The organism is Agrobacterium sp. NPDC090273 (assembly GCF_044772305.1).
GTDB lineage: Bacteria > Pseudomonadota > Alphaproteobacteria > Rhizobiales > Rhizobiaceae > Agrobacterium.
On the sequence record NZ_JBIVYN010000003.1, the window covers coordinates 52,085 to 72,092 of the forward strand.

Annotated in this window: 21 protein-coding genes; 11 read left to right on the plus strand and 10 right to left on the minus strand. The window is 57.7% G+C overall.

What is annotated here, in order from left to right:
* The first annotated feature begins 1 nt into the window (after position 1).
* The 4 genes from ACIQT8_RS09500 to ACIQT8_RS09515 all read left to right on the plus strand — a co-directional run bounded on the left by ACIQT8_RS09500 (position 2) and on the right by ACIQT8_RS09515 (position 4,101).
* Positions 2–832, plus strand: a complete 831-nt coding sequence (locus ACIQT8_RS09500) for an ABC transporter ATP-binding protein (RefSeq protein WP_400964889.1) — start codon at positions 2–4, stop codon at positions 830–832.
* Positions 829–1,569 carry an ABC transporter ATP-binding protein gene (locus ACIQT8_RS09505; protein WP_138791346.1) on the plus strand — a complete coding sequence of 247 codons (741 nt, stop codon included), beginning with the start codon at positions 829–831 and terminating at the stop codon, positions 1,567–1,569. The genes ACIQT8_RS09500 and ACIQT8_RS09505 overlap by 4 nt, the downstream gene beginning before the upstream one ends.
* 37 nt (positions 1,570–1,606) lie before the next feature.
* Positions 1,607–3,118 carry a serine hydrolase domain-containing protein gene (locus ACIQT8_RS09510; protein ID WP_400964890.1) on the plus strand — a complete coding sequence of 504 codons (1,512 nt, stop codon included), beginning with the start codon at positions 1,607–1,609 and terminating at the stop codon, positions 3,116–3,118.
* An 89-nt stretch (positions 3,119–3,207) separates the two neighbouring features.
* Positions 3,208–4,101, plus strand: a complete 894-nt coding sequence (locus ACIQT8_RS09515) for a LysR substrate-binding domain-containing protein (RefSeq protein ID WP_262523282.1) — start codon at positions 3,208–3,210, stop codon at positions 4,099–4,101.
* A gap of 89 nt (positions 4,102–4,190) precedes the next feature.
* On the opposite strand, the gene ACIQT8_RS09520 is transcribed toward ACIQT8_RS09515, so the two are convergent.
* The 9 genes from ACIQT8_RS09520 to ACIQT8_RS09560 all read right to left on the minus strand — a co-directional run bounded on the left by ACIQT8_RS09520 (position 4,191) and on the right by ACIQT8_RS09560 (position 13,196).
* A complete protein-coding gene (locus ACIQT8_RS09520; RefSeq protein WP_400964891.1) occupies positions 4,191–5,057 on the minus strand; it encodes a D-amino-acid transaminase in 867 nt (288 codons plus the stop codon).
* A gap of 20 nt (positions 5,058–5,077) precedes the next feature.
* Entirely contained in the window at positions 5,078–6,136 is a 1,059-nt protein-coding gene (locus tag ACIQT8_RS09525; protein WP_400964892.1) for a P1 family peptidase, read from the minus strand.
* A gap of 156 nt (positions 6,137–6,292) precedes the next feature.
* Positions 6,293–7,255, minus strand: coding sequence for a sugar kinase (locus ACIQT8_RS09530; protein ID WP_400964893.1), 963 nt, complete (start codon positions 7,253–7,255; stop codon positions 6,293–6,295).
* Positions 7,256–7,332: 77 nt separating this feature from the next.
* Entirely contained in the window at positions 7,333–8,394 is a 1,062-nt protein-coding gene (locus ACIQT8_RS09535; RefSeq protein WP_138791340.1) for an ABC transporter ATP-binding protein, read from the minus strand.
* A 106-nt stretch (positions 8,395–8,500) separates the two neighbouring features.
* Positions 8,501–9,322, minus strand: coding sequence for a carbohydrate ABC transporter permease (locus tag ACIQT8_RS09540; protein WP_138791339.1), 822 nt, complete (start codon positions 9,320–9,322; stop codon positions 8,501–8,503).
* Positions 9,322–10,260, minus strand: coding sequence for a carbohydrate ABC transporter permease (locus ACIQT8_RS09545; RefSeq protein ID WP_262523276.1), 939 nt, complete (start codon positions 10,258–10,260; stop codon positions 9,322–9,324). The genes ACIQT8_RS09540 and ACIQT8_RS09545 overlap by 1 nt, the downstream gene beginning before the upstream one ends.
* Positions 10,260–11,588 (minus strand): sugar ABC transporter substrate-binding protein, encoded by a 1,329-nt coding sequence (locus ACIQT8_RS09550; RefSeq protein WP_262523275.1) that lies wholly within the window; start codon positions 11,586–11,588, stop codon positions 10,260–10,262. Before ACIQT8_RS09550 ends, ACIQT8_RS09545 begins: the two co-directional genes overlap by 1 nt.
* A 54-nt stretch (positions 11,589–11,642) precedes the next feature.
* Positions 11,643–12,299, minus strand: a complete 657-nt coding sequence (locus tag ACIQT8_RS09555) for a GntR family transcriptional regulator (RefSeq protein ID WP_138791336.1) — start codon at positions 12,297–12,299, stop codon at positions 11,643–11,645.
* A 12-nt stretch (positions 12,300–12,311) separates the two neighbouring features.
* The gene (locus ACIQT8_RS09560) at positions 12,312–13,196 is read right to left on the minus strand and encodes a dihydrodipicolinate synthase family protein (RefSeq protein WP_400964894.1); all 885 of its coding nucleotides are present in this window, start codon (positions 13,194–13,196) and stop codon (positions 12,312–12,314) included.
* A gap of 227 nt (positions 13,197–13,423) precedes the next feature.
* On the opposite strand from ACIQT8_RS09560, the gene ACIQT8_RS09565 reads away from it, so the two are divergent.
* From ACIQT8_RS09565 to rutF, 7 genes are all read left to right on the plus strand, one after another.
* Positions 13,424–14,035: a biliverdin-producing heme oxygenase gene (locus tag ACIQT8_RS09565; RefSeq protein ID WP_138791334.1), complete on the plus strand. Its 612-nt coding sequence runs from the start codon at positions 13,424–13,426 to the stop codon at positions 14,033–14,035.
* Positions 14,036–14,292: 257 nt separating this feature from the next.
* Complete coding sequence (rutA, locus tag ACIQT8_RS09570; protein WP_400964895.1) at positions 14,293–15,384, plus strand: pyrimidine utilization protein A; 1,092 nt, start codon at positions 14,293–14,295, stop codon at positions 15,382–15,384.
* A complete protein-coding gene (rutB, locus tag ACIQT8_RS09575; RefSeq protein WP_400964896.1) occupies positions 15,381–16,121 on the plus strand; it encodes a pyrimidine utilization protein B in 741 nt (246 codons plus the stop codon). Before rutA ends, rutB begins: the two co-directional genes overlap by 4 nt.
* A gap of 27 nt (positions 16,122–16,148) precedes the next feature.
* Positions 16,149–16,535, plus strand: a complete 387-nt coding sequence (rutC, locus tag ACIQT8_RS09580) for a pyrimidine utilization protein C (protein WP_138791331.1) — start codon at positions 16,149–16,151, stop codon at positions 16,533–16,535.
* A gap of 15 nt (positions 16,536–16,550) precedes the next feature.
* Entirely contained in the window at positions 16,551–17,339 is a 789-nt protein-coding gene (gene rutD, locus ACIQT8_RS09585) for a pyrimidine utilization protein D (RefSeq protein ID WP_400964897.1), read from the plus strand.
* A gap of 16 nt (positions 17,340–17,355) precedes the next feature.
* Entirely contained in the window at positions 17,356–17,946 is a 591-nt protein-coding gene (locus ACIQT8_RS09590) for a malonic semialdehyde reductase (RefSeq protein ID WP_400964898.1), read from the plus strand.
* A gap of 26 nt (positions 17,947–17,972) precedes the next feature.
* The gene (gene rutF / locus ACIQT8_RS09595; protein ID WP_138791329.1) at positions 17,973–18,497 is read left to right on the plus strand and encodes an NADH-dependent FMN reductase RutF; all 525 of its coding nucleotides are present in this window, start codon (positions 17,973–17,975) and stop codon (positions 18,495–18,497) included.
* 65 nt (positions 18,498–18,562) lie between these two features.
* Here rutF and ACIQT8_RS09600 read toward each other — a convergent pair whose 3' ends face one another.
* A complete protein-coding gene (locus tag ACIQT8_RS09600) occupies positions 18,563–19,996 on the minus strand; it encodes an NAD(P)(+) transhydrogenase (Re/Si-specific) subunit beta (RefSeq protein ID WP_138791328.1) in 1,434 nt (477 codons plus the stop codon).
* Between the last annotated feature and the right edge of the window lie 12 nt (positions 19,997–20,008).

Genomic DNA, 20,008 nt, shown 5'->3' on the forward strand with positions numbered 1-20,008 from the left:
CATGCTGGTCGAAATTGAAAACCTGAAAATCGCGTTTCAGACCCGCACCAGTCGCTTCGAGGCGGTGCGTGGTGTGTCGATGAAACTCGGCACGGAAAAGCTTGGTATCGTCGGTGAATCCGGTTCCGGCAAGAGTCTGACGGCACGGGCGCTGATGAAGCTTTTGCCACCAATTGCCGATATCAAGGCGGACAAGCTTTCCTTCGATGGTATCGACGTTTTGTCGGCCAGCGAAAAGCAGATGCGCCAGATCCGCGGCAAGCGCGCAGGCTTCATTCTGCAGGACCCGAAATATTCGCTCAATCCGGTCAAGACGATCGGCACGCAGGTTGCTGAATCCTGGCGGACCCATAAGGGTGGCAGCAAGCGTGCGGCGATGGAAGCGGCGATCGGGCTTCTGGATCAGGTGAAGATCCGCAATCCGCGTCAGGTCGCTGGTTCCTACGCGCATGAAGTCTCCGGTGGCATGGGCCAGCGCGTCATGATCGCCATGATGCTGGCGCCCGATCCGGAGCTTCTGATCGCCGACGAGCCGACCAGTGCGCTCGACGCCACGGTACAGGCGGAAATTCTGCGTCTGATCGAGGAACTGGTGTCGGAACGCGGCATGGGCCTCATCCTCATCAGCCATGACCTGCCGCTCGTCTCGCATTTTTGCGACCGTGTTGCGGTGATGTATTCCGGCCGCGTGATGGAAGAGTTGAAGGCTTCGGAACTTCTGAAGGCCGAACATCCCTACACAAAGGGTCTGTTGAACTGCATTCCCTCGCTGACGCATCCGCGCGAGCGTCTTCCCGTTCTCAACCGTGATGCAGCGTGGTCCAGCCAATGATTGATGTCGAAAATCTGCGTATCAAGTTCGGCGACCGCGAAGTGGTCAAGGGCGTTTCCTTTTCCGTGGAAAAGGGCGGCAGCTTTGGCATCGTCGGTGAGAGCGGTTCGGGCAAGTCCACGATCCTGCGTGCCATGGCGGGTCTGAATGAAAGCTGGGAAGGTCGTATCGCCTTCGGCGGCAAGGATGCACCGTTGAAGCGCACGCCGGAATTTTTCCGGCAGGTGCAGATGGTGTTCCAGGACCCCTATGGTTCGTTGCATCCACGCCAGACCATTGACCGTATCCTGAGCGAGCTTCCGCTGGTTCACGGCATGGACAATATCGAAAAGCGCATCCAGCAAGCCTTGTCGGACGTGGCTTTGCCGCAGGCCGTACGTTTCCGCTTTCCGCACCAGCTTTCCGGTGGCCAGCGTCAGCGTGTCGCGATTGCCCGTGCGCTGATCGCTGATCCCGAGGTCCTGCTGCTCGATGAACCAACATCGGCGCTCGACGTTTCGGTGCAGGCGGAAATCCTCAACCTGCTGTCGGATCTGCGTGCGGCGAGAAACCTCACCTATATCCTCGTCAGCCACAATCTCGCGGTTATCGCGCATCTTTGCCCGCAGGTGGGTGTGATGCTGAATGGCGAGATGGTGGAGCAGTTGAGCGCGGAAGATCTGCGTGAAGGCCGGACGAAACATGAGCATACGGCTGAATTGCGCAGCCTCAGCATAAGATTGGAAGAGCCGGCTTGATGCCGGCTTTCTTTTTTCGGAAATACGAGACGGAAACATGTCACAGCAATTCGACTGGAACGGCGCGTCAACAATCGCACAGGGTTTTGTATCGCAATGGGCAGGCAACGAGCCCGGCGGTGCGGTCATCGGCTTTGATCTGCAGGGTATCCGCTTTGCCCATTCGGGTGGTGTCGAGAGCCTTTCGACCTTCGCGCCCTTCACGCCGCAAAGCGTGGTGCGTTACGCATCCGTTACCAAGCACGTTTTCTGCGCCATGGTGCTGGCGCATTCCGATCTGATCGGCCTTGACGATCCTCTCGGAAAGCATCTGCCGGAACTGCAATCCCCGCTCAGCGATGTGACGGTGGGGCAAGCGCTGGACATGAGCGGCGGTCTGCCGGATACCCGTGAATGCCTCTCGCTTCTCGGCCTGTCCGTCTTTACCGAAACCAAGGCGGGTCCGCTTCTGGAATATCTGTCGCGCCTCACACGTCTTAACTTTGCGGCCGGCAGCGAGGTATCCTATTCCAACACCGGGTATCGCCTCGTTGAGGCAGCCCTGGAGCGAAATGGTTTCCGTTTCGATGATTTCGTACAGGAACAGATTGCTGCACCCTTCGACACCTTCCTGAAGGCGCCAGACGTCTGGAACGACCCCGTCAATGGTCTTGTGCCCGGTTACTGGAAGGGTGAGACCGGCTGGCAGCTTTCGGCCGCTGGCCTGCATATTTCCGCATCAGGCAGCCTCGCCGGAAGCGCGGACGCCCTGACCCGCTGGCTGCAGGGTTTGATGCGCGGTGAGGGTAGCTTTGACAATGTTCTGAACCAGCTTTCTGCGGAGCGTTCTTTGGCGGATGGCCGCATGAGCGAGTACGGTCTCGGCCTGCGCTGGTCGCATCTGGGTGAACGACGTTTCGTTGGTCACGGTGGATCGCATCCCGGCTACAAGACTTATTTCCTGCTCGATCCGGACAATGGAACAGGTTTTGTGGTTGTCTCCAATCGCGAGGATACCAACGGTTTCAAGATTGCGCTGGAGAGCATGGCGGCGTTGACAGGACTACCCTTGCCGGTTGCCTCCAGCACTTTGCCGGACGGTATGTATGTCACGGACAACGGTCCCTGGTGGCTTGAAGTCAAGGGAAGCACCTCAACCTTCATCGACGGCGACGATACACTCTATGACGATGGTGATGGCTGGGTCTCGTCCCGCTCCGCATCGTCCCCGATGCGGCTGAGACAGGAAGGCGATGCCATTGTTGGTGAGGCTGGCCACGCCCCACGGCGGTTTGTGCCGGTCGAAAACCATCCGGTGCCACAGGCGCTCTCCGGTCGCTGGACGTCGAGTGAAGGCGCGGAGTTTGAAATTTCCGGTGCGGTTTTGACGATGGGTGTCGGCCCGACCCGCCGGTCGATGCCGTTGATGGCGCTCGGCAATGGCCGTTTCCTCTTCACACTGGTTGACGGTCCGTGGACGAAGCGGATCTGCCTGAACCGGCTTGATGACAATCGCATTGAACTCGTTTCGAGCCGGGCGCGAATGATCGAATATTCGCGCATCTCCTAAAGGGGATTTCAAAGCGGCCCGAATGATCCTAATAAATGCCGGTCTTCGCATGGAGACCGGGCAGTTATCTTTGTTGGGAGAATAGGCCGTTGGAAGTCAAATGGCTTGAGGATTTCCTGGCGCTTGCCGGAACGTTGAACTTTTCGAAGGCGGCCGACGAGCGTCACGTAACGCAATCGGCTTTCAGCCGCCGCATCAAGCAGCTTGAGGCATGGGTTGGCGCGACGCTGGTCGATCGTGCGTCCTATCCGTCACGACTGACTGAAGCGGGTGTGAAATTTGTGCCCGTTGCGCAGGAGACGCTGAAGCAGCTCTACCATGCTCGCCGTACCTTGCTGCAGGAAGACGGGGCCGATGCCAAAACGGTGCGGTTGACTGCGCTGCACACACTTTCCTTTACGTTTTTCCCCGATTGGCTGAAGCGGGTGAACGATCAGGTCGGGCCGCTGTTTTCCGCATTGCGACCGGATTCCGGCAGCATGGAAGAAAACCTCAATTCACTGGTGGATGGTCACAGTGACTTCCTGCTGACCTATGCGCATCATGAAGTACCCGTCATGCTCGACGCGCAGATGTTCGAGTTTCGGGTGCTGGGCAATGAAAACATCATCCCGGTATCTGCGCCCGATGCGAAGGGGCTGCCGCTCCACCGTATCGATACTGCTGAAACGCAGCCTTTTGCCTACCTGGACTATGAAAAGGCATCGTTTTTCGGACCGCTGTTGCATGACCTGTTGAGCGCGCGCCTGCCGAAATTCGAGCGTGTGCATGAGGGCAGCATGTCGGTGGGTCTGAAAGCCATGGCAATGGCCGGCTGGGGCGTGACCTGGGTTCCGGAAAGTCTGATGCGGCAGGAATTGGAGAGTGGCGTTCTCGTGCGTGCTGCCGATGAAAGCTGGGATATTCGCGTTGATATCCGGCTTTATCGTTCCAGAGAAAATCGCCGTCCGATCGTCGAACGCATCTGGGCCGTTGCCGATTAGACGTGTCTCTAGTTTAGAGCGCGTGCTTACTGTCGAGATCAAACATCGGACCGAAACAGCTTCGAGCGTTTCGGTCCGATTTGCGTATATCAGATTGCCGTACGGCGGGCGTTCTCAAGATAGAGATCACGCAGGCGCTGAACCATCGGGCCGGGCTTGCCAGTGCCAACAGCCTTGCCATCGATTTTCGTTACGGAAACAACGAAGTTCGAGGCGCTGCTCAGGCATGCTTCATCGGCGTTGAGCGCTTCTTCCAGCGTGAAGGGGCGTTCCTCAAGGGTATAGCCTTCTTCCTGAGCCAGACGGAGTGCGGCAAGGCGTGTGCATCCCGGCAGGGTTTTGTTGCTGTTGCCGCGCGTAACGATCTTGCGGTCGCCGGTGATGATGTAAGCTGTCGAGGACGCGCCTTCGGTTACGAAACCGTCTTCGATCATCCAGGCTTCATCGCAGCCTTCCGCCTTGGCGATACGCTTTGCCATGACCTGCGGCAGGAGACAAACGGTCTTGATATCGCGACGTTCCCAACGCTGGTCAGGCACGGATTTGACCGCGATGCCCTTTTCCTCGGCGCCGGTGCCAAGCAGTTTCTTGGCCTGTGTGAACATGACCAGCGTCGGCTTGAGATCCGCTGAAAAGAGGAAGTTTCGGTCTTCTGCACCGCGCGTCAGTTGCAGGTAGATCAGACCTTCGGTGATGTTGTTTTCAGCAACCAGCCGCTTCTCGGCCTCAACGATTTCCTGCGTCGTGACCGGCAGGGCAACGTCGATCTCACGGGCGCTGCGTTCCAGTCGAGCCATGTGCAGATCGCTGTCGATCAGCTTGCCTTCGAGAACCGAGGTAACCTCGTAAATGCCGTCGCCGAACAGAAAGCCGCGGTCGAAGATGGACAGGTGCGCTTCCGCCTCAGGCAGAAATGCACCATTGAGGTAAACGATACGACCGGTGGGGGATGTCATGAAAACTCCGTCTGGAAAAGTCAGTCTGAAAGAAGGGTGGAAAGTGTTTCGATCGAAATGGCGTCGATTGTGGATGGCTTTCCGGTTGCGGCGTTGATCCCTGTCGTCGTGGTTGCCGAACACATCGAGTTGAGGATTGCTTCCTCCGTCGCCTCGATGGCGGCTTCAAAGAGCGGCGAAATCACGTCATTGGAAAGGTCCGGATAATCGGCCACAGACTTGCGGCGGGCTGGCGTGCGGCGAACAGCCTCGGCTGTCGAAAATGCCAGCGCGTAGTCGCCCGAGCCATTGCTGAGCGCTGCGCCGGTGCGCGCCAGTCCACCGAAACTTCTGGCCGCCAAACGCTTGAGATTACGCGACGAGAGGGGTGCATCGGTTGCCAGGACAATGACGATGGAGCCATCCTTGTCCTTGTGTTCGGGAGACAGATAAGGCTTGCCGCAGACAAGAAGGTGGCCGCCATAGTTGGACTGAACCAGCACACCCAGGCTGTAGTTTTTTCCTGCAATCGGCACGATGCGCGAAGCTGTGCCAATTCCGCCCTTCATGCCGAAGGCAACCGTGCCTGTACCTGCGCCGATGCTGCCTTCCACGACAGGTCCGGTGACGGCGTTTTCCAGTGCCTTGGTCACTTCCTCAGTGGTCGGACGGCCGGCACGAATGTCGTTCAGGCGGGAATCGTTGGTTTCACCGACGACGGCGTTGAGCGAAACGACCTTCTCGTTGCCTGGTTGGGCAAGCGTATATCGATTGATCGCCTCAATGGCTCTGCCGGTTGCGAGTGTATTGGTCAGGACAACGGGCGTTTCGAGCTCGCCCAGTTCCTCGATCTGTGTTGCGCCTGCGAACTTGCCGAATCCGTTGTAAACGGCAATTGCGGCAGGCACCTTGTCCTGGAACAGATTTCCGCCATGTGGGAGGATCGCAGTGGCACCCGTGCGGATGGTCTCGCCCTCAATGATCGTTACATGTCCGATGCGAACATCTGCGACATCCGTGATGGCATTCATTGGACCCGTGGCGAAATGGCCCGGCTTGAAACCGATATCGCGAAGTCTGGGGCGGTTGCTTTCAGGCATGTCGAGGCTCGTGATGTCGGCAGGAAGGGTGCGTGCAACACTTTCGAAAAAGCTTTGTACGACCGGACGTTAGCCTAGTTCACCACGAAACGGCATCGCAAAAATGGAATAGTTTTATGCTCACGGCGTATGCCGTTGCCGGGTTCGCCGAGCCGATCAGGAGGCGCGGAGATGAGCCTGTTCCGTGCTTGCCAGCCACTGTTCCAAAGCCGCTTCCGCCTCGCTCCGGCTGGGGGTTCCGGTTCGCCCTCCAAAAACCATGCATTTCAGTGCGGCAGCCACGGAGGAGAGTTGTATCGCCGCGCGGCTTTCGATCCCTTCGGCGATGGTAAGTGCGAAAGTGCCGTGAAAGACGTCTCCCGCTGCCAGCGTGTCGACCGCATCGATCGCCATGGTCGACTGAAAATGAACCGTCGGATCGTTGGCTTCTGTCCACCAGCAGCCGGCCGGACCGGCGGTGACGGCGATAAAGGTTTGCGGATAACGGGCATGCAGAAGCGGCAGCATAGCTTGTACGTCGTTCGTCCCGGTCAGGCTTGCGGCTGCCGGTTCCGAGAAAATGATGTGGGTCGCGGCCGGTGCCAGTCTTTCGAGTGTTTCCACGGGCGCGACATCTCCATCCAGAATGGCCGGTTTGCCGAGTGCGCGTGCCACGGTCAGCACGTCGAGCGCCAGTTCAGACCAACGCACATCGACGAGAACCGCATCGAATGGTGCGATGTCCTGAGGGGTACAGGAGCGTTTCGTCTCATGCAGTTTCTGATCGTAGAAAGGTACGATCAGCCGATCACCGCGATCATCGATGATGATGGTGGAAAGCGCCGAGCGTGCGCCGGTGGCAGTTGTCATTCCACTGGTGTCGATGCCGCTTTCGGAGAGATCGCGAAGAATGCGTTCGCCTGTCTCGTCATTGCCAACGGCCCCCCAAAGGCTGGCACGGCCACCCATGCGGTGCACGGTGTAAGCTGCGCTCGAAGCCATGCCTTCGGCAATCTGCAGCATGTCGTAGGGAAGCACTTTTCCTTCACCGCGTGGCATATCACGGACACGAAACAGCGTGTCGAGCACGGCGGCTCCAACGCACAACACGTGTTTGCTGGTGTTGTCTTCACTGCTCATGCCCGTCACCATTCTCGATTGCCTGGTTTCCGCATTGTCTGCACGGAAAACCTTTCCTGAAAAGGCCTGGCAAGCGCTCAGATGCGCTTGCCGCTTTCCCTGTCGAACAGATGGACCGTGGAAGGGTCGATGGCAATACGGATTGTGTCGCCGAACTTCACATCCAGTCGTTCACGGAACAGGCAGGCGATATCGTCGCCCTTGCAATCCAGTTTGGCGTAGATTTCCGAGCCGGTCCCTTCCACCAGTTCAACCTTGCCCTCGATGCTGCCGTCGGCCGAAGCCCGGATATGTTCGGGGCGCACGCCGTAAACGAGATCCCGACCACCAAGCGTGGCAAGGTTGGCGGTTGCCGGTAAGGGCAGGGTAAGACCCTTGGCCGTCCGGAACACACCTTCTTCGACGCGGCCACGAATGAAATTCATGGCCGGTGAACCGATGAAACCCGCAACGAAGAGATTGGCGGGGTTATCGTAGAGTTCCAGCGGCGCACCGATCTGCTCGATAACGCCATCATGCAGCACGACGATCTTGTCGGCCATGGTCATGGCTTCAACCTGGTCATGGGTAACGTAAATGGTGGTGGTGCCGATCCGCTGATGCATGGCCTTGATCTCACCACGCATCTGGACGCGCAGCTTGGCATCGAGGTTGGAAAGCGGTTCGTCAAACAGGAAGACCTGCGGATCGCGCACCAGAGCGCGGCCCATGGCGACACGCTGGCGCTGGCCACCGGAGAGCTGGCGAGGATAGCGGTCGAGCAGCTTGTCCAGCCCGAGAATCGCGGCGGCCTTGTTGACCTTGGCTTCTGTCTCCTTCTGATCGACCTTCTTGAGCTTGAGTGCGAAGCCCATGTTGTCCTTGACGGTCATGTGCGGATAGAGCGCATAGTTCTGGAACACCATTGCGATATCGCGGTCGCGGGCGGGCAAGTGGCTGACCTCGCGCGCGCCGATGTGGATTTCGCCATCACTCACCTCTTCAAGGCCGGCGATCATGCGCAGCAGGGTTGATTTGCCACAGCCGGAGGGGCCGACGAGCACGACGAACTCGCCGTCTCTGATATCGATGTCGATGCCGTGGATGACATTGACCGAGCCGAAGCGCTTCTGGACATTCTGGATATTGACCGGTGCCATCGTTTTGATCCCGTAACTTTAGCAATTCGAGCAAAAGCGTATCGCGGTTTGCGTTCGGAATTGCGTTAAAACAAAGGGTTAGAGCATCCGTGCTCTAACTGTGTTCTTAGCCGCCCTTGACGGCGCCGGCGGTGAGGCCTGCGACGATCTGCTTTTGTGCGAACATCGTCAGCAACAGCACCGGCAGCGTCACGATCAGCGCTGCAGCGGCAAGCGGACCCCAGCTCACCTGTTCGAAGGACAACATGTTGTAGACCGCAACCGGCAGGGTGCGTGTCTCACGGCTGGCCAGCACGATGCCAAACACGAAGTTGTTCCACGAAAAGATCACCGCGAGGATGAAGGACACCACGATGCCCGGTTTGGCGATCGGCAGTGCCACAAGGCGGAAGACCTGCCATGAGGACGCGCCATCGATGCTTGCGGCTTCTTCCAGTTCCTTCGGCGTGGTTTCGAAATAACCGATCATGATCCAGACGACGATCGGAACCGTCACCACCAGGTGGATGATGATCTGTGGCCAGAGCGTACCGAGCAGGTTCAGCCATTGAAACAGCAGGAACAGCGGAATGAGGAAGGAAAGGCCGGGCGTCATGCGGGCGATCATGATGACCACCGCCGATTTTTCCGCCTTCAGGCGGGCGATGCCATAGCCTGCGGGAACGCCGATGACGAGCGCGAGAATGGTGGCCGCCCCCGTTACCAGCACGGAATTCCAGAAGTAGAGGAAGAAATTGTTCTCCTCGAAGACCTTCACATAGTTGGACCATGCGAAGCGTTCCGGAATGAGGATCGGCGGATAGGCACCGTTGTCGATCTCGAATTTCAGCGACAAGGAAATCATCCAGAGGAAGAACAGGATGACCGGAGAGATCATCACCAGCGCGACGAAGAACAGCGCGATACGGTCGATTGTCTTGCGTTTCATCAACGATCCTCCATCTCGTTCCACTGGGTGCGCTGGCGGACCATGAGCAGTACGAAGGACAGCGCGATGATGACGATGAAGAAGACGACGGCCATGGCCGAGCCGTATCCGATGTCGTAATAGGCAAACGCCGTGTTGTAGAGATAGATGTTGATGGTTTCCGACGCCGTGCCGGGGCCGCCCTGGGTCATCGCATAAATGATGTCGAAGCTTTTGACGGCATCGATGGAGCGGATGATAACGGCGATCATCAGGAACGGCGCAATCATCGGCATGGTGAGATAGCGGAACTTCTGCCAGGCATTGGCGCCGTCGATTTCGGCACTTTCGTAGGGTTCACGCGGCACGGCGGCCAGTCCGCCGAGCACGATCAGCATGACCAGCGGCGTCCACTGCCAGGTCTCCACGAGCACCAGCGAGGGAATAACGGTCGACTGATTGTAGATCCACTCCAGCGGACCGATGCCGATGAATGACAACAGGTAGTTCAGCACGCCGAGTTGTGGGTGGAACATCATTGTCCAGACCAGTGCGATGGCGACCGGGGTCGCCATCATCGGCATGACGAAGACGCCGCGCAGAAATCCGCGCAACGGAAATTGCGCATCGAAAACCAGCGCTGCCAATGTTCCGAGGAACAGGGGAGCGACGACCGACAGCACGGTATAGACGAGCGTATGCCAAAGCGATTCCCAGAACCGGGCATCGCTGGCGAGCCGGATATAGTTCTCAAAACCGATAAAGCTCTGCTCCTGTCCCAGCGTCCAGCGATGGGCGCTCATCCAGAGGGTGAAAACCCACGGAAAAACGATCACCGCAGCGATGACGACAAGTGCCGGTATGACGAATGGCCAGTAGTTGGGAGCAAGCCTCGCGGGCTTGCTCCTTTTGTCCTGGCTGGTTCGCGTTGCTGTATTTTCGATGCTGACGGACACCATTATCCCTCGCTACGTGAAAGAACAGGTGCGAACTGTTCGGTCGCTTTCTTGAGTTCTGCTGCCGGATCGGCTCCGCCGATCATATTGGTGAGGCCGACGCCGTAGATGTCACGGAATTCCGTTACGGGAATGATGACCGGAAGCGCGAGCTGGGAAACCTTGCCCGAACCGACGACGGCATCGAGCCAGGCGGCAGGCATCTTCACACCTTCTCGGACCTTCTGGTCCTCGAGGATGGACTGGCGGAATGGAACGCCTGCGCCGGCCTGAAGCAGACGCGCGCCCATCTCATGCGAGATCGCCCACTGGCAGAAGAGATAGGCGGCTTCCTTCTTGCTACTTGCCTCCACAACACCGAGACCATCGCCGAACGTGCCGGCCGCCTGTGCCGCCGGGCCCTTTGGCATGACGCCGTAACCGACCTTGCCGACAACGCGGGATTTTTCCGGGTTTTCGATCGGCGGTGCGAAGCCGACGCCATCGAACCACATGCCGATCTTGCCCTGGAGGAAGGCGGACTGTGCTTCAGCCCAGTTGAAGCCGGAGACGCCGGGAGGTGCTGCCTTCGTCATCAGACGCTGGTAAAGCTTTGCCGCCTCAACCGCTTCCTTGGATTCGGTATTGATCTTGCCATCGACGATCGGCTTGGCGCCGTATCCCAGCATCAGCGAGGTCCAGACCGGCGTGTTGGCATTCTTCAGGCCGCGTGCAACGAAGCCATAGGTGTTGGTAGATGGGTCGGTGATCTTTTCGGCAGCGTCAACCAGCTCTTCGAAGGTCTCAGGATACTTCAAGCCCTTTGCTTCAAACAGGTCCTTGTTCCAGTAGACGATCCAGTAATCCACCGAGAAGGGAAGCGAGCGCAGTACGCCGTCGCTGTCCTTGGCGAACAGCATGCCGGCTTCGGCGAAGTCCTTTTCCGCAAGCGAAGGATCTGTCAGCGACGGATCTTTCAGGAAACCGCTGATGTCGGCCAGCCACTTGCCCTTTTCAAACTGCCGCTTCTGGACGTGGTAGCTCAGGTGCACGACGTCGAAGCTTGGCTTGCCAGAGGACAGCTCGATCACAACTTTCTGGCGCTGTTGCTGTTCGGGCGTTGCTTCGGCGTTGACCTTGATACCGGTCAGCTCCTCAAACTCGTTCAGATATTTGATCAGGGTTTCGCTGCGCGGGCTTTTAACCAGATTGACCTCCAGCGTCGTGCCGGCGTGTTTCTTCCAGTTGACGGCAGCCGATGCCGAACGAACGCCGAAAAGGGCGCTACCGCCAATCGCTGCGGTGCCGGCCAGGAACCCACGACGTGTGGGATTGAGCAATGAATGCGACATGTCTTTCCTCCTCTTGTGGCCGAAAATCTCCTCACCCCCGGCCGGTTTTCAATTTTATACGGTCAGCGCCCTGTCCCTTGCATTGCGGATATGGGCGGTCAGCCGATCAACGGCTTCATCGACGGATCGTCGTTCGACGGCTTCAAGAATGACGAGGTGCTCCTTCATTACCGACTTCACGTGACCGGCGATGCGAAAACGCTCCTGATTGATGAGGCGCATCTTGATCGAGTTGACCCGGTAGGCATTCGAGATGATCGAGTTGCCGAGCGAGTCGATGAAGGCATCATGCATGCCCCAGTCCACCGCCTGCGCGCGCTCGTCCAGTTCTGGTGAACTGCCCATTTCCGCTGCGTTGGCAATATCGCGGTGGTCTTTCAGCATGGCCGCGATGGCGTCGTCAGAGGCAGTTCGCGTGAAGTTGGCAACCGCTTCCTTTTCCAGCAGGATTCGGAACTGGAATGCCTCACGGATCAGGTTGATATCGATATGAGCGACCTGCAACCCGCGCTGGGGAACTGTCTTGATAAGGCCATCGGCCTCGAGCCTCGGGATAGCCTCGCGGATCGCTCCGAGCGGCAGGCCCGTCAGTTCGACAAGGCGGCGTTGCGAGATGAACTGGCCCGGGCGAACATCGCGCGCAAGAAGGTGATGCGTAAAACTCTCATACGCCTTTTCCCTCAAGGTTGTCTGTTCGCCGGTGTCTTCCATGCCAGATCCTTTTCAGGCCGCCTGCTTGCGGAACAGCGTATCGAACGCCGCACCAATCTGCCCTCTGTCCTCAGGCGAAACTGCCACGAGCGGGGCGCGCACCTCGAGCCAGACATTTTCCCCTGTCGTGTGTGATAGCAGCACCTTGACGGCGGGCGTTACCGGAAATTTGAGAAGTTCCACAACAAGATCTTCGATGCGCTTGTCGTCCTTGCCGTCAACGGCCATGGCCCGGACTTCCTGCGGCAGGAAGTTGGCGACACCAGAAATCGCGCCATGACCGCCGAGACGTACGCCTTTGGCGAGATCGCGTTCGTCACCGATCAGGATCGCCAGATCGCCATGTTCCTTGAGCAGCCGTTCCGTATGAGGCCAGTTTCCGGACGAGTCCTTCACGCCGGTCACGATGCCGGGGAAGGCTGTTTTCAGACGACCAACCAGGTCAACAGAGAGCGTTACCATGGTGACGGACGGGATGTTGTAAACGAGGATGTCGCGCGCATCTTTGCCAATCTTTTCGAAAACGGCAGAGAACCAGGCGAACAGCCCATCATCGCTGACATTCTTGAAATAAGAGGGTGGGGCGAGAAGAATATTGCGGGCGCCTGCCTTCAGTGCTTCCGCTGATTGTAGTGCGGCATCCTCGATGGAGTCGACCAGAACGCCTGTCACGAGTGAGGACGGCGCAATTCCCGCTTCGATAAAACGCGAGAGGATGGTTTGGCGTTCGACGCTGCCAATGGAGCTGCCTTCACCGGTGGTGCCAAACAGCGTTACGCTGTTGCAGCCGCTTGAAAGGCAGCGGCGGGCGTGCGCGATCATGGCGTCAATGTCGATCGATCCATCGGTTTTAAAGGGTGTAGTCAGCGCTGCCGAAAGGCCGAATTTCTGGGTCAATTGTATGCTCCTCCCAAGTGACTGCAAATTGATAACGCAGTGACATGTTAGTTGTAAAGCGCTAACTGCAGCTGTGTGGACCAGTGCTGGCAAGTCATTTGAATTTGTGAAGAAAAATAAGGTCGGCTAAACTCGAGAAGCCTGCGAATGCGCGAAAATAAAATTTGACTATGAGAGTAAAGATTTTTATTGCACGGTTCCAATAGCGGGCAACAGGGATGAATGTGATGAGTATTGCGGAGACGCCGACGGTGGCGGGAGATGCAGAGCAGAGCCGGGCAAAGCGCCTGAAGGCTGCAACGCGCGGCGCGCATGGCGGGCTGGACACTTTCATCATGGCGGCGAAGCCTTTTGAGAGCCGGGACAACTACGGAAAATTCGTAGAGACCCAGTATCTGTTTCACCGCGACCTGGATGTCTTCTTCTCCAACGACACGCTGGACGGCCTGCTGCCGGACCTCAAGGGCCGTCGTCGTCTGTCGATGATCGAGCAGGATCTTGCCGATCTGGAGCGCACCCTGCCCGAAACGAAAACCCCTCGTTTCACCAGCGAAACCGCGTTCGATCTGCCGGAAGCGATGGGTTGGCTCTATGTGGTTGAAGGCTCCAACCTTGGCGCCGCTTTCCTTCTCAAGGATGCCGCAAAGCTTGGCCTCAATGAAGAGTTCGGCGCCCGGCATCTGGCTGGGGCCCCGGAAGGGCGAGGCCTGCATTGGCGGACCTTTACGGCGGCACTCGATGAAATCGAACTGAGCGAGGAAGAAGAGGCGCGCGTGATTGCTGCTGCCGAAGCGGCGTTCCGTGCGGTTCACGCCTATGCCGAGCAACGTCTCGTCTAAAGCATTGACCTATTATTGGCATAAATAAAGGGCGGCCTCATCGGTCGCCCTTTTTCTGTTCAGGCCCCGATATTCGTGCTAAAGATTTGAGCAGATTTATTTACCGAATGATAAATTTTTTATCTTTCGGTAAAAATTATTTGAGGGCAAGCATCCATGCCATTGAATAGTATAGATTTTTTTGTTTGGCACGGAACCTGCTTCTCAATTGTCAAATCAGGACATGCCTGATGTGAAAAAGGGGAAGGACAAGCCAAATGGAAATTGGTGTTTTTATTCCGATCGGGAACAATGGGTGGCTGCTCTCGGAGAACTCGCCGCAATACAAGCCGAGTTTTGAACTGAACAAGGAAATCACGCTAAAGGCCGAAAAATACGGTTTCGATTTCGCGCTTTCGATGATCAAGCTGCGCGGCTTTGGCGGCAAGACGGAATTCTGGGACTACAATCTGGAGTCCTTTACGTTGATGGCGGGTCTTGCTGCCGTCACCTCCAAGATCAAGCTGTTCGGCACCGCCGCAACTCTGGTCATGCCCCCCGCCATCGTGGCGCGCATGGCGACCACGATCGACAGCATCTCCGGCGGCCGTTTCGGCATCAATCTCGTTACTGGCTGGCAGCGACCGGAATACAGCCAGATGGGCCTGTGGCCAGGTGACGAATATTTCGCCGATCGTTACGAATATCTCGATGAATATACGACTGTTTTGAAGGAACTGCTGACCACGGGGCAGTCGGACCTGAAGGGCAAGTATTTCACCATGGAAGACTGCCGGATGAAGCCCGTGCCGCAAGGCGACGTAAAACTTATCTGCGCCGGGTCCTCCAATGCCGGCATGGCCTTTTCGGCGAAGTTTGCCGATTACAGTTTTTGTTTCGGTGTAGGCGTCAATACGCCCAAGGCCTTCGCGCCGACCAATGAGCGGCTGCTGGCCGCCAACGAAAAGACGGGTCGCGACGTGCGTTCCTTCGTCCTCACCATGGTTCTTGCCGAGGAAAAATCCGAAGACGCCTGGGCGAAGTGGGAACACTACAAGGCCGGTGCCGATGAGGAGGCGATCAAGTGGCTCGGCTTGCAAAGTGCTGCCGATACCAAGTCGGGCTCCGACACCAACGTCCGGCACATGTCCAACCCAGTCTCGGCCGTCAACATCAACATGGGAACGATCATCGGTTCTTATGAGGAAGTCGCGGCGATGCTGGATGAAATGAGCGATGTGCCTGGCACCGGTGGCGTCATGCTGACCTTCGATGACTTTGTCGAAGGCATCGAGAAATTCGGCAAATATGTGCAGCCGCTGATGAAGAGCCGTCAGCATATCAAGCCCGCATTGGAGGCAGCAGAATGAGCGAGGCCATCGTGGCAGGATACCGGGCGCCGAAAAGCCGGTCGGAGAGCGTCACGCTTCCGGCCCGGCCGGAGCCGATCACGCTTAATCCAAGCGAAACCGCTGTGGTGGTGGTCGATATGCAAAACGCCTATTCGACCGAAGGCGGTTATGTCGATCTCGCCGGTTTTGACATTTCTGGCGCGAAAGGCACCGTCGCCAACATCAAGAAGACGCTGGATGCGGCGCGTGCAGCAGGCGTTCAGGTCATTTACTTCCAGAACGGCTGGGACAAGGAGTATGTCGAGGCGGGAGGCCCCGGTTCGCCAAACTGGCACAAGTCCAATGCCCTGAAGCATATGCGGGCCAACCCCGAACTGCAGGGTCAGCTTCTGGCCAAGGGAACCTGGGACTACGCAATCGTCGATGAGCTGCAGCCGCAGCCGGGCGACATCCTGGTGCCGAAGACGCGTTACAGCGGTTTCTTCAACACCAATATGGATAGTGTGCTGCGGGCACGTGGTATTCGCAATCTCGTTTTCGTTGGTATCGCGACCAATGTCTGCGTCGAGAGTTCGCTTCGTGATGCTTTCCATCTCGAATATTTCGGTGTCATGCTGGAAGATGCGACCCATCATCTTGGGCCGGACTACATCCAGCAGGCCACGGTCTACAACGTCGAAAAATTCTTCGGCTGGGTCGCGACCGTCAATGATTTCTGCGGCGTGATTTCTCAGGCCGCTCCCGTCCAAGACTGATCCCGAACGCTAAAAGAGGAGAATGTAATGCCGAAAAAGATCGTCGTGCCTGAAGGAACCTCCAAGCCCATCGCCCCTTACTCGCCGGGGACACTGGCGGACGGCGTCGTTTACGTCTCGGGTACGCTACCGTTCGACAAGGACAACAACGTGGTCCACGTGGGTGATGCGGGTGCGCAGACCCGGCATGTGCTGGAAACCATCAAGTCTGTCATCGAAACGGCTGGTGGCACCATGGAAGACGTGACGATGAACCACATCTTCATCACCGACTGGGCGAATTATCAGGCCGTCAACAAGGTCTATGCCGAGTATTTTCCCGGTGACAAACCGGCGCGTTATTGCATCCAGTGCGGTTTGGTGAAGCCTGACGCTCTGGTGGAAATCGCCACCGTTGCCCATATCGGCAAATAAGGGCGACACGCACTCATGATGCATTTCGAGGTTCATGGCGGGGCTTTCCCGCAGGCAGAAACGATTATCCTGTCTTCCGGGCTTGGCGGATCGGGTGCTTACTGGGCGCCGCAGATTGCGCTGCTTGCCGAACACTTCCGTGTCGTCACCTATGACCATCGTGGCACGGGTCGAACGGGCGGCGAGGCATCGGAGGGCGGTATATCGGCTATGGCCGATGATGTTCTGGAGATTGCCACTGCCCTGAACCTCGAGACATTTCATTTCATGGGCCATGCACTTGGTGGTCTGGTCGGTCTCGATCTTGCTCTTCGCAAACCCGAACTGATCGACAAGCTCGTTCTGATCAATGCATGGAGCAAAGCGGACCCGCATTCCGGCCGTTGCTTCGACGTTCGTATTGAACTTCTGGAAAAGTCCGGTGTCGAAGCCTTTGTGAAGGCGCAGCCGCTGTTCCTGTATCCGGCGGTGTGGATGTCGGAAAACGCCGAGCGTCTGGCAAAGGATGACGTGCATGGTGTGTCGCATTTTCAGGGAAAGACGAATGTGCTGCGGCGTATCGCGGCACTGAGAGGCTTTAATCTCGACGATCGTCTGGCTGACATCGGCAATCCCACCCTTGTGGTCGCGACCAGGGATGATCTTCTGGTTCCCTACACCCGGTCTGTTCGACTGGCGGAAGGGCTGCCGCAGGCCGAACTCTGCCTCATGGATTTTGGAGCGCATGCGGTAAACGTGACCGAGCCGGATTTTTTCAACAGACGCCTCATGCAGTTTCTGCTACCGGCATCGCAAACAAACTGACGGGACTTTCAATTCAATGACGACTGCACTGGACAATCAGGCACTTGCCGCGCTTTTCACCGAAGCCCGCACCCATAATGGCTGGAATGGCGAGCCTGTCAGCGATGAACTTCTGACGAAACTTTACGATCTGACGAAGATGGGCCCAACTTCGGCCAATTGCTCGCCAGCACGTTTTGTGTTCGTGCGTACTGCCGAAGGCAAGGAAAAGCTGCGACCGGCGCTTTCATCCGGCAATCTCGAAAAAACCATGAGCGCTCCGGTTACGGTGATTGCTGCGATCGACAGCGAGTTTTACGAAAAGCTGCCGGTGCTGTTCCCCCACGCCGATGCCCGCTCCTGGTTCACATCCAGCCCGGCCATGGCCGAGGAGACGGCGTTCCGTAATGCAACCTTGCAAGCTGGTTATCTCATCATGGCCGCGCGTGCGCTCGGTCTTGATACCGGTGCCATGTCGGGCTTCGATAAAAACAAGGTGGATGCAGCGTTCTTCGCTGGCACGACATGGAAATCCAACTTTCTCATCAATCTGGGCCACGGTGATCCGTCGAAGCTGTTCGGGCGCCTTCCGCGCTTTGCTTTCGAAGACGCCTGCGTCCTGGCTTGAGAGCCTGTTAAGGAAGGATAGGTTAGATGCAGATGGTGTCTCTGGAAAAGGAAATGCGCATGGAGGCGAAGACTGCACAAGAGCTTGGCCTTGAATATCGAAACGCCATGTCGCGACTGGCGGCAGCGGTGCATGTCGTGACAACGGATGGCGCGGCGGGTCGAGCCGGTTTTGCCGCAACGGCCGTTTGCAGCGTTTCTGACAATCCTCCGACCTTGCTCGTTTGCATCAACCGCAATTCCTCCGCTTACAACACCGTCAAGGCGAATGGCGTCGTCTGCGTCAATACGCTTGGCGCACAGCATCAGGAGTTGAGCAGTCTGTTCGGTGGAAAGACGCCGGTAGAGCAGCGTTTTGCGGCTGGACGCTGGCATGCGCTTCAGACTGGCGCACCGGTCCTTGAGGACGCACTCGTCTCGTTCGATTGCCGTATCCGCACCGCACATGACGGTGGAACGCACGACATCCTGATTTGCGAAGTGGTGGATATGGTGATCAGTGATCGTGAGCAGGCGCTGATGTATTTCAATCGCAGCTATCACGTTCTCTGACGCACGTTTCAGACAATCATTTCATGAAAAAGGGCGTTTCCGAAAACTGGAAACGCCCTTTTGTTTTACTTGATGAGGGGGAGAAGGTCGTTGATGGACTTTTTCGCGTCCCCGTAGAACATGCGGGTGTTGTCCTTGTAGAACAGCGGGTTTTCGATACCGGAATATCCTGTTCCCTGACCGCGCTTGGAGACGATCACCAGCTTGGATTTCCACACTTCCAGAACCGGCATGCCGGCGATGGGCGAGTTCGGATCATCCTGAGCGGCCGGGTTGACGATATCGTTCGAGCCGATGACGATGACGACGTCCGTATTCGGGAAGTCTTCGTTGATCTCGTCCATCTCAAGCACGATGTCGTATGGCACCTTCGCCTCGGCGAGCAACACGTTCATGTGGCCGGGCAGACGACCTGCCACCGGATGGATGGCAAAACGCACGGTCTTGCCGTCGGCACGCAGCTTGCGCGTCAGCTCTGAAACGGCTTGCTGAGCCTGCGCCACCGCCATGCCGTAACCCGGGACGATGATGACACTGTCGGCATCGTTCAGCGCCGCGGCAACACCTTCGGCGTCGATTGCGACCTGCTCGCCCTCGATTTCCATTGCCGGACCCGTCGTGCCGCCGAAGCCGCCGAGGATGACCGACACAAAGGAACGATTCATGGCCTTGCACATGATGTAGGACAGGATCGCACCCGAGGAGCCGACCAGAGCGCCCGTGACGATCAGGAGATCGTTGCCGAGGGTGAAGCCGATGGCCGCTGCCGCCCAGCCGGAATAGCTGTTCAGCATCGAAACCACGACCGGCATATCGGCGCCGCCGATACCCATGATCAGGTGGTAACCGATGAAGAAGGCAAGAAGCGTCATCAGGATCAGTGTCCAGATGCCGGCGCCATTGCAGTACATGACCAGCAGCAGCAGCGAAGCAATGGCCGCACCGGCATTGAGGAAGTGGCCGCCTGGCAGCTTCTTCGCCTTGCCGTCGACCTTGCCTGCCAGCTTGCCGAAAGCAATGACGGAGCCGGTGAACGTTACGGCACCAATAAAGACACCAAGGAAAACCTCGACCTTCATGATGGCCAGTTCAACGGGGGTCTTGTGCGCCAGGATGGCGGAGAAGCCGGTGAGCGCTGCGCGCGCAGCCTCATCGAGGCCAGCAACATGGGCTTCCTCGATATGGGCGTTGAAGCCGATGAAGACGGCAGCAAGACCGACAAAGGAGTGCAGTGCCGCTACGAGCTGCGGCATTTCGGTCATCTGCACGCGGCTTGCGACAAAGTAGCCGAGCACCGAACCGCCTGCCAGCATCAGAAGCACGATGAACCAATGCCCGACACCGGGCCCGAAAACCGTGGCGATGACGGCGAGCCCCATGCCGACGATGCCGTACCAGACGGCCCGCTTGGCGCTTTCCTGACCAGAAAGACCGCCAAGGGAGAGGATGAACAGAACGGCTGCGGCAACATAGGCCGCGGAAACAATACCAATGGTCATTTATGAGATCCC